8 protein-coding genes, 1 pseudogene and 1 riboswitch are annotated in these 9,960 nt (G+C 65.6%); of the genes and pseudogenes, 4 read left to right on the forward strand and 5 right to left on the reverse strand.

Annotation, left to right across the window (positions count from 1 at the left end; genetic code table 11):
• Positions 1-10 precede the first annotated feature (10 nt).
• Positions 11-1,275, reverse strand: a pseudogene (locus AC4CS3_RS22570) (acyl-CoA dehydrogenase family protein).
• A 107-nt stretch (positions 1,276-1,382) separates the two neighbouring features.
• A complete protein-coding gene (locus AC4CS3_RS22575) occupies positions 1,383-2,159 on the reverse strand; it encodes a TetR/AcrR family transcriptional regulator (protein ID WP_490785328.1) in 777 nt (258 codons plus the stop codon).
• Positions 2,160-2,219: 60 nt separating this feature from the next.
• Between AC4CS3_RS22575 and AC4CS3_RS22580 the strand changes: the two genes are divergently transcribed.
• Complete coding sequence (locus AC4CS3_RS22580) at positions 2,220-2,618, forward strand: helix-turn-helix domain-containing protein (RefSeq protein WP_490785329.1); 399 nt, start codon at positions 2,220-2,222, stop codon at positions 2,616-2,618.
• 7 nt (positions 2,619-2,625) lie between these two features.
• Here the strand turns inward: AC4CS3_RS22580 and AC4CS3_RS22585 are convergent, their stop codons facing one another.
• Positions 2,626-3,246: a TetR/AcrR family transcriptional regulator gene (locus AC4CS3_RS22585; RefSeq protein ID WP_490785330.1), complete on the reverse strand. Its 621-nt coding sequence runs from the start codon at positions 3,244-3,246 to the stop codon at positions 2,626-2,628.
• A gap of 40 nt (positions 3,247-3,286) precedes the next feature.
• Here AC4CS3_RS22585 and AC4CS3_RS22590 point away from each other — a divergent pair, with 40 nt between their 5' ends.
• Positions 3,287-4,411: a flavin-containing monooxygenase gene (locus AC4CS3_RS22590; protein ID WP_490785331.1), complete on the forward strand. Its 1,125-nt coding sequence runs from the start codon at positions 3,287-3,289 to the stop codon at positions 4,409-4,411.
• Positions 4,412-4,495: 84 nt separating this feature from the next.
• Positions 4,496-4,641, forward strand: a riboswitch (cyclic di-AMP (ydaO/yuaA leader).
• A 19-nt stretch (positions 4,642-4,660) separates the two neighbouring features.
• On the opposite strand, the gene AC4CS3_RS22595 is transcribed toward AC4CS3_RS22590, so the two are convergent.
• Both AC4CS3_RS22595 and AC4CS3_RS22600 read right to left on the reverse strand, forming a co-directional pair.
• Entirely contained in the window at positions 4,661-5,779 is a 1,119-nt protein-coding gene (locus AC4CS3_RS22595) for a hypothetical protein (protein ID WP_490785332.1), read from the reverse strand.
• Positions 5,780-5,923: 144 nt separating this feature from the next.
• On the reverse strand, positions 5,924-7,138 hold the full coding sequence (locus AC4CS3_RS22600; protein ID WP_490785333.1) for a PucR family transcriptional regulator: 1,215 nt from the start codon (positions 7,136-7,138) through the stop codon (positions 5,924-5,926).
• Positions 7,139-7,358: 220 nt separating this feature from the next.
• On the opposite strand from AC4CS3_RS22600, the gene ald reads away from it, so the two are divergent.
• Positions 7,359-8,477, forward strand: a complete 1,119-nt coding sequence (gene ald, locus AC4CS3_RS22605; protein ID WP_490785335.1) for an alanine dehydrogenase — start codon at positions 7,359-7,361, stop codon at positions 8,475-8,477.
• A gap of 222 nt (positions 8,478-8,699) precedes the next feature.
• On the forward strand, positions 8,700-9,960 hold a 1,261-nt coding region (locus AC4CS3_RS22610), incomplete at its 3' end, for an HNH endonuclease (protein ID WP_490785334.1).

Here is a 9,960-nt window from a genome sequence, read left to right on the forward strand (position 1 = left end):
GGGGATGCCCTTAGGCGAAGGCGGAGATACCCGTGATCGAACGTCCGATGATCAACGCTTGGACAGTCTCTGTGCCTTCATAGGTATGGATGCCTTCTATGTCGGCGAAGTGCCGGGCCACGCGGTTGGCCAACAAGATCCCGTTGCCACCGAGCAGGTCGCGGGCGTTCGAGGCGATGCTGCGGGCAGTGCGGGTGCACGTGAACTTCGCGAGCGCCGCCTGCGCGGAAGTCAGCACGCCCTCTTCGTCCAGCTTGGTCATCTGCATGACCATGAGCTGCATGATCGCGAGCTCGGAATGCATGCGGGCAAGACGCTCCTGCACAATCTGCGAGGCGGCCAGCGGGCGGCCGAACTGCCGGCGTTGGGCGGCGTACTGCACAGCGGTTTCGTAGCAGGCAGTGGCATGCCCGACGGCGGACCAGGCAACTCCCAGCCTGGTCGCCAAGAGCACCCCGGCCGTGTCCTTGAAACTCCGGGCACCGGGGAGCACGTTTTCCGCCGGAACGAAGACATTCTCAAGGCGGATGTGTGCCTGCCAGATGGCCCGAGTGAGAGCTTGCCTTCGATGGTCGTGGCCGAGTATCCGGGCGAATCCTGCGGGACAAGGTATCCGTGAACTTGCCCGTCGTCGCCACGAGCCCAGACGACGGTCAGGCCGCCGATCGAGCCGTTGCCGATCCATTTCTTTTCGCCGTTGAGCACATAACCGCCCTCGACGGCCGTCGCAGTCGTCTCGAGTCCCACCGAGTCGGAGCCGTGCGCCGGCTCGGTCAAGGCGAAGGCGCCGTATTCCTCGGCCCGGGCAAGCGCTGGAAGCCAACGGGCCTGCTGCTCGGGGGAACCGCATTCGGCCACGGACCGCAGAGCCAAACCGCCCTGGACCGCAACAATCGTGCCGATGGAGCCGTCCCCGCGGCTCAGTTCCATCGTGACCAGTCCGGCGGCGGTTTTACTCATGGCCGGGAACCCGTCGATGTTGATTCCGTCGCGCAGCAGATCAAGTTCACCCAAGCGCTTCACCAAGTCCAGCGGATACTCAGCGCGCTCCCAATATCCTGCAATGACCGGGAGCACTTCGTCCTGGACAAAGGTCCGCGCCCGGTCCCAGTACACGCGGTCTTCGCCGCTGATGTCCTTGAAAACGGAGGCCGGGTCCGGGTCCAGGGATTCGTTCAGAACGTACTCGGGCTCCATGGTGCCGGCCGGGAAAACAGTGCCCGCCGGGAAAACTGCATCCAGTTCTTCGCAAGTGCTGTCGGACGTCGTCGTCATGGGGAATCCTCGCTCTGGGGTTGCGATCTACGACTCCCAGCATGCGCTGACACTCAGTTTCATGTCAAGGAACTCAATGTCAGTAAAGAATTCTGCGGGATCAAGAGCTAAGCCAGGGCGTCCCGGACCGCTTGAAGGATCTGTTCGGTACCCGCTGCCGGATCCAGGACAGCAACCACGACGGCGGGACGACCGCTTTCCGCGGACGGCCCACCGGCCGCCTCGCTACCCGCTGGCCCGGCTGAAACACGGGCAAAGGTATCGGCCAAGGCGCCCAATTCACGCTCAAGCCGGGCGGCCAACTCATGGGCTTCAGCTTCCCGCGCCTCGCGCTCGACACGCTCGACCCACTCAATACCCTCGACGCGTTCGCCGGCAGCAACAGCCCGCAGCCATTGGCGCAGGACGCTGTTGTGCACGGCGACTATCGATGCGGCGAAGGCCACGGCCGTCACCTCCCGGCCCTCACCCTCGGGCAGCGCAGAAAGGAGATGATTCCTAAATGCCCGCTGATAACGATGTGTCATGACCAGTTCACGATCACGAAGGGCCGGCACTTGATGCAGAAGTTCGTAGCGGGCAACGGAAGTCTTCCGATTGCCCGCGTGGTGGCCGAAGACCAAGAGCGCCGCGTCCACGACGGCACGTAACGGATCCGCCGTCGTCCCCGCAAGGAACTCCTGGACCCGCGCCAGAATACGATCGTGGTCGGCGAAAACGATGTCCTCTTTTGAACCGAACTTGCGGAAAAACGTGCTTCGGCTGATCCCGGCGGCATCGGCGAGGTCGTCCACGGAGGTCGCGTCGTAACCTTGCCGGACCAGTAGCTCGATTGCCGCGGCCACGGCAGGGCCTGGATCCGGGTTGGCGGGGTAGTTGACCATAGGCGTGAATCTAACACGGCGGCGTAAGCGCGCAGCCTCGAGCGCGGCTAGGCTTCTGCCATGGCATTGATAGCTCCCCGCGTGACGCCTGGCTTGGCCGCGGACGACGCCCGGAACCTGGCGCGCTCACTCCAGGACAGCAACGACATCACCGTCTTCGTGGACGGCACGGTCCACCGGCTGCCGGATGAGGCGAGGGACGCCGTCGTCGACCTCCTCGGCAGGCTGGGCCGAGGCGAAGCGGTGACCGTGAGCAGCGTGGAGGAAATGCTCACGACGTCGAGGGCGGCCGAGCTCGCGGGAATCTCGCACACCTACCTGCGAAACATGACCGACCGTGGCGAAATCCCGGTGGAATACCGAGGCACGCACCGCCGCATCAGGCTTGCGGACATCATGGCGTGGCTGGAAAACCAGAAGAAGACGGTCGCGAGCAACGAGGAATCCACCAGCGAGTAGCGGAAAGCTAGGCGAGGGCCGCCTTGAGCGCCGCGTGGACCCAATCCCGGTAGCGCTCCAGCCCCCAGGCGAAATCCAGCACGAGTGATCGGTAGGTGTCCGGATGACCCACCGACCAGATCACTGCAGCGGCTTGCTCGTCGCTCAGGCCGGAGGTCAGTGCCCCGCGCCGTCTGAGCGCAGCCGCGGCTTCCGCATAGTTCCGCAGCCGGGTTTCGGCCCGGTCCCGCTCCACTTTTGCCGCTTCGGCGTCGACGGCGGAGGCCTGCCTCATGACGCTGAACAGTTGGCTGCTGCGCGGATGCACCTCGGCGAACCAGTCGGCCAACAACGCCAGGACCGCGCCGGCGTCAGCGGCTGCGGCAGTCCGCTCGCGCATTGTCTCCGGGACGGTGCGCGGAGCATCCGGACCCGCGGCCGTCGCGTCGACCACGGCCGAGAGCAGCGCAGCCTTGTTGCCCACGGAGTTGTAGATGGTCTGCACAGCCACACCTGCTTGCTCGGCAACGGCCCCGATGGTGGTGGCCACGTATCCCCTGCTCAGAAACAGCTGCCGGGCGGCCTCGACAACGGCAGCCTTGGTTGCGGCAGCTTGAGCTACCCGCCTGTCATTGTGCCGGATTTCCACGAAAAAAGAATAGCATTCCAGTGACTGGAATGCTATTCTAATGACCTCGAACACCTCAGGAGGCTTCGCGATGGACAGCAATGAGCCAGTGGACACCGTAGTTGTGGGCGCCGGGCAGGCAGGGCTCGCCACCGGATTCCATCTGGAGAAACACCGGCAAGACTTCCTCATCCTGGACTCGCAGGACCGCGTCGGCGACGTGTGGCGGAACCGATGGGATTCCTTGCGGCTCTTCACCCCGGCGCAGCACGATTCCCTTCCCGGCATGCCATTTCCCGCCGCCCGAGGGAGCTTCCCCCGAAAAGACGCCATGGCCGAATACCTCGAGGAGTACGCCAGGAACTGGGAAATCCCGGTACGCCATGGCGTACAGGTCGTAGGCATCGAGCGGGAGGACGGCCGGTTCCGGGTGCAGTCGGGCTCCGGGTCGATCCTGGCCAAGAACGTTGTTGTTGCCACGGGCCCGAATACACAACCAAGGATCCCGGCATTCGCGAAGGACCTTGATCCCGGAATCCACCAACTGCACGGAGCGGAATACGCCAACCCGGATTCCGTTCCGCCCGGGGATGTCCTGGTGGTCGGCTCAGGCACCTCCGGCGTCGAAATCGCCCTGGAGCTCGCACCCACCCACCGCACTTACATCGCCGGAACCCCTCCGTTCCACGTTCCGGGCCCGGTGACGCGATACGCCGGCGGACTTTGGTGGCTTTTCATCCACAAGGTGCTGAACAGATCCACCCCTATCGGCCGCAAAGTCGCTGTCGGGTTCACCAAGCGCGGCGCGCCGCTGATCCGGACCTCAACTCGGGAGCTCGACGAGGCGGGAGTCACCCGCGTGCCACGCCTGGCGGGGACACGCGATGGCCAACCACTGACTGACGAAGGCCACGCGATCCCGGTGTCCACGGTGATTTGGGCTACCGGTTACCGACCGGACTTCGGCTGGATCCCAGGACTTCCCGCGGATGCTGACGGCTGGCCGCTCACCTGTCGGGGCGCCGTGGAACAACTCCCGGGACTGTTCTTCGTGGGTATGCCCTTCCAATACGGGTTGACCTCTGGCCTCGTTGGCGGAGTCGGCCGCGACGCCGAACACGTCGCCGGACTCATCGCCGGGCAAACCGGGCAAAAACGGGTCACCGCGCCCGTTATTCAAATGTGACTTTGCATGCCGGCTGTTGTAACGTCGAGGGGCGACCCAGTCCCCAACCGGGCCGCTTCCGGGTTGACGCCGAGCTCTGCCGCAACACGGAATCCGCCAGACCCGCGGCAGAGACGGGGGACCCAGAGTCTCCGGGCCCACTTCAGGCCCTTGGGGTGAAGCCGCCATGCGCGGCCGGACGGCCTCGTCCGAACCCGACAGCTAACCTCGAAGGCGTTGAGAGGCAATCACCATGTCCCCAACCATGGATCAGCCTCGCCGTGCCCAAGCGGCGGGCGAGAGCACCAAAGCAACCGGACGCCGTCGGGCCAAAGACAGCGAACCGTTCATCGCTGCGCCGGCTTCCGAACCTTTGAGTTCGACGGCGGCACCCACCCCTGCGGCAACCCCGACGACGGCGGCACCCGCCCCTGCGGCAACCCCGACGACGGCGGTGCCCACCACGCGGGCGGCCGCCCGCGCGGCCGAACGGAAGCGGGCTTCCCAAGCCAGCGAAACCGCGGCCATTCCGACAGTGTCCTCCCCAACGGTAGCCTCCGCGCCGTCAGAACCCGCCACCGCAGCCATTCCAACTGTGTCTGCTGCGACCCTGGCTCGCGCGACAGCTGAGTCGACAAAAGCCGAGAACGCTGCTGCAACGGAAATTCCGGCGGCACCCCGTCCCGGCGTCGGTCCGGCGTCGCTCGCCGGTTCGTCCTTCAGCCGTGAACCACACGCCGTCCTCAAAAAGGCCGCCGCCGTCCGGACCATGAGCAACCGAATGGCAGTGGTGACAGGTGCGTTAGGCATCTTGTTGGCCGCCGGTTCCTTGGGCCAGGCCCTCGAGTTGCCCTTCTTCGGCCAGGAGTCCCGTGCCCAGGACGCTGCCAGCGCTAACAGCCAAGGCTCCACCCAATCCGGCGCTCCGTCCACGACGGCAAGCACGTCCCCCAGCGCTGCGGCATCACCTTCAGCAGCTACACCAAGCGCCAAGTCCGGCCAGACCGCCGCGGACCCGGCGCAACATTCGCCGCAAGGACCCGCCGCCGTCGAACCGTCGAGTGTCCCGGCGCCGTCGATCTCCGTCCAGGTTCCTGGCGCAATCCCGTCGGCCCTGCCCCCAAGCCTCGGCCCGGTGCCTGTTCCTTCCAGTCCGGTTCCGGCCCAGCCCGCGCCGTCTCCCAGCCCGGTTCCAACAGGGCCAACGACCCCCACGCCGACACCGGATCCGACGGATCCAGCGTCTCCAACGCCTGGGCCCACAGGTTCTTGGAAGCCACGGACCCCGGCCAGCCCCACGCCTACGCCACCGCCTACCCAACCGGGCGTTGATCTTGGGTCGATTCTGGACGCAGCAACCAAGGCACTGCAGTGAGGATGGGAGGGCATTGAACATTTGCCGTCGAGTGGCACGGACGGTGCTGCCGGCACACCCGGACACAGATGATTCAGTACCGCCCGGACCGCTGGCGCTGCAGCCTTCAGTTGAGGCAGTTCAACAAGTAGGCCAACGCGGCTTCCGCTACCAGCGCTTCAAATCCGCGGTCGGCCCGCCCAGCGACGCGCTTTGAGCGTTGCGTGGAGTTCGAGGCGGATAGCGCCATTCAACGGATCAGCACCGATAAGCTGGCGGACCCTGGCCAGCCGGTTGTAGATGCTGCTCCGGTGCAAGTGCAGCTTCGTGGCCACGTCCTGGACCGAACCGTCGCTGTCGTAAAGCAGTTCGAGCACGGGCAGCAGCTCGCCGTTGCGGTCGGCGTCCTCGATCTCCTGGAAATGTGCCGAGCCCGAATCGTCCCAACCGCCGGGCGCTTGTAGCCGTTCGAACAACTGATAGATCCCGGCCGAGCGGCTGTCCACGAGCTCGCCGAGTGGAGGATCGACGGCGGCAGCCTGGGCCGCGAGCTTCGATTGCCGGTACGCCCGGCCCAGTTGGCGGATGACTGAAAACGGCTCACTGATGCCCAGAATGACGCGGTCCACCTTCCGGCCGGCGCGCTTGGCGAGTTCCAGCTGATAGTGGACCATGACCTGGGCATGTTCTGCCCGTCCGCCGGTTTCGCGGAACAACAGGACCGAGTGCGTCTCGGTGCCGGCGCTGAAAAGCACGGAATCGACCCCGATAGTGGCCTGCAGCGCGGCGGAACGGTGCGTCAGGGTCGCCGCGATCGGATCCGAGACTCCGCCACTGTCTTCCGCGTCGAGCACGGTAACCAGCTGCCACGGTCCCCGGCCTTGGACCTCCTTCCATCCCGCCACGGCCGCCACCGCATTGGATTCGCCCTGGCATGCAGCGAGGAATTCCTGTTCACGGCGGCGCCGGAACTCCGATTCGGCCGTATTGGAATCGAGCAGCAACCCCGCGAGGAGGTCCAACTCGTCCCGGACGCCCGGCAGCTCGGCGAGTATCGCCGTCGCGGTCTGCTCGTCAAGGTCCTGTTGGACCCAGAGGTACCCGACGCGGAATCCGCGCACCAGCAGCGGGACGCAGACGCGTCCTACCATCCCGAGTTCCTCATTGGCAGGCACGACGACGGGACGCACCGCGGTAGCGATGCCGTGCGAGAGCTGCCACGCACTGACGTCCACCGGGACACGCTTGCTCAGGAGGAAATTCACGCGCACACGGTCGGCGTGGGACTGGTTGGAACTGTAGGCGAGCAGCACGCCGTCGAGGTCTTCCAGGGAGAGGCCGCGGCCCAATTTGAGTGCGACGTCCTCGACGATCTTCTCCACGTCCTGCTGCATGGAGAAAACACTACTTTGCCCGACGAACATCAGGCGACACCTGACGCTCTCAATATCGACAAATGTCGAGTCGCGGGCCGCAAAAACCCCGGAATTCCGGGGAAGTCAGCGACAGGGGTGATCGCCTTTCCTGTCGCCTGGCTCACAGCGGATTTATTCTGGAATCACAGTCCCCCGCAGAGAAAAAGGCCGTTGAAGCCTTTCGAACATGGAGCCCAAAATGATCATCGGTGTCCCCAAAGAGATCAAGAACAACGAATTCCGCGTTGCCATCACGGCCGCGGGCGTTAACGAGTTCCGCACCCACGGCCACAGCGTGTTGGTGGAACGCGGCGCAGGCCTGGGCTCCGGTATCACGGACGAGGAATACGCGGTTGCCGGCGCGGAGATCGTGGTTGAAGCCGACGACGTCTGGGCACGCGCTGACATGGTCATGAAGGTCAAGGAACCCATCAGTGCCGAGTACCACCGCTTCCGCAAGGGCCTGATCCTCTTCACTTACCTGCATCTGGCCGCCGAGCCCGAGCTGACTCAGGAACTCATCAACTCCGGCGTCACGGCCATCGCCTACGAGACCGTCCAGGACGGCCGCGCCCTGCCCCTCCTGGCACCGATGTCCGAGGTCGCAGGCCGCCTGTCGGTTGTCGTCGGCGCTTCCTCCCTCATGGCTCCGGCCGGGGGCAAGGGCGTGCTGCTGGGCGGCGTCCCCGGTGTCCGTCCGGCCAAGGTTGTTGTCCTCGGCGCCGGTGTTGCCGGTACCAATGCCGCCGCCATGGCCCTGGGCCAGGGCGCCGACGTCACCATCATGGACATCAACATCAACCGCCTCCGCGAACTGGATGCCCTCTACCAGGGCCGCCTGAAGACCGTCGCGTCCAACGCGTACGAGATCGAGAAGTCCGTGGTCGACGCCGACCTCGTCATCGGTTCCGTGCTGATCCCGGGCGCCAAGGCCCCCAAGCTCGTCACCAACGAGCTCGTCTCCCGCATGAAGCCCGGCTCCGTGCTGGTGGACATTGCAGTGGACCAGGGCGGCTGCTTCGAGGACACGCACCCCACCACGCACCAGGAACCCACCTACAAGGTCCACAACACGATCTTCTACTGCGTCGCCAACATGCCGGGCGCCGTTCCGAACACGTCCACCTACGCTCTGACCAACGTCACCCTGCGTTACGCGGTGTCACTGGCCAACCTGGGCGTCAGGGCCGCATTCGACCGCGACCCCGCCCTGGCAGCCGGCCTCAACATCGCGGCAGGCCAGGTCACCCACCGCTCGGTCTCCGAGGCGCACAACCTGCCCCTCGTCGCGGACTGGCACAACCTGGTTTCGGCGTAGTTTCTCTCCGCCTCTAACGAGCGCGGTTTAACGATCCGACGGCGGGGTGCGGCTTCCATGGGAAGCGGCACCCCGCCGTTGTGGTTTTGGTGGAGGCGGCAAGGGGTGCAGGTCACTATCGATCGCCTGGCCTATGTGGTTCTTCAAATTCTTTCTAATTTCTTTCGATTGGACGGGTCTTTTTGGCCTAATAATGTCGTAGGTCCCTGAAATGCTTGGTTTATGGCCGGCATTCGGAGAACACAGCTGATCAGAGCGGGCGCGCCGTCGGGCGGTTCGGCTCCGAAGGCTGTCCCTGCCGTCCGTGTGCAGGACCTGATCAATGCTGTGGGATCGCTTCACCCAAGCCTCACGAACAGTATGGAACCGGCCGAGTTGATCAACCAGTTGCGTGCCCTGGAGGACTTGAAGTCCGCGGCCGCGGCTGCGCAGGCGAGGATCACGGTCGCGTTCGATACCGCCCAGCGCAGCGCCGACGCGGCAGCGGGTGTACCGGCCGAGGAGCAGGGTCGCGGCGTCGGAGCACAAATCGCCCTTGCCCGGCGGGAGTCACCGGTCCGCGGATCCCGGCTCTCCGGCTTCGCGAAAGCCCTCGTCACCGAAATGCCGCACACCCTCGCCGCCCTCGAGACCGGGCAGCTGAACGAATGGCGGGCGACGCTGCTGGTGAAGGAAACAGCCTGCCTGTCCGCCGAGGACCGCTGCGCCGTGGACGAGGAACTCGCGGCCGACACGGGAGTCTTCGACGGTGCCGGGGACAAGGCCATCATCGCGGCGGCCAGGACCGCGGCCTACCGGCGGGACCCCCGCTCCGCCACGCAACGCGCCAGCCACGCCGCCACCGAACGGCACGTGAGCCTGCGCCCGGCACCGGACACCATGACCTACCTGACCGCCCTGCTCCCCGTCGCGCAGGGCGTGGCCGTGCATGCGGCCCTGACCCGGCACGCCGACACCCTCCGCAACGCAGGGGAGACCCGGTCCCGGGGCCAGATCATGGCCGACACCCTCGTCGAACGCACCACCGGAACCCCCGCAGGCATCAGCGGCGTCGAGGTCCAGCTCCTCATGACCGACCGCACCCTCTTCCAGGGCGATGCCGAACCGGCACGCCTGCCCGGCTACAGCATCGTCCCCGCCGGCTGGGCCAGGACACTGCTCACCGGGAACCACGGGAGCAACAATGAATCCGGCCAACCCGGCCAAGACCAGGACCTGAAGGTCTGGCTCCGGCGGCTCTTCACCGCCCCCGGAACCGGGGACCTTGTCGCCACCGATTCCCGGGCCCGGCTTTTCCCTGCAGGCATGCGGCGCTTCATCCAGGCCCGTGACGACACGTGCCGGACCCCGTATTGCGACGCGCCCATCAGGCATTTCGACCACATCGTCCCCTGGCACGACGGCGGCACAACGAGCCTGACGAACGGAGCGGGCCTGTGCGAAGCCTGCAACCACACCAAAGAACTCACCGGCTGGACAACAC

The organism is Arthrobacter sp. SE2 (genome assembly GCF_058244265.1).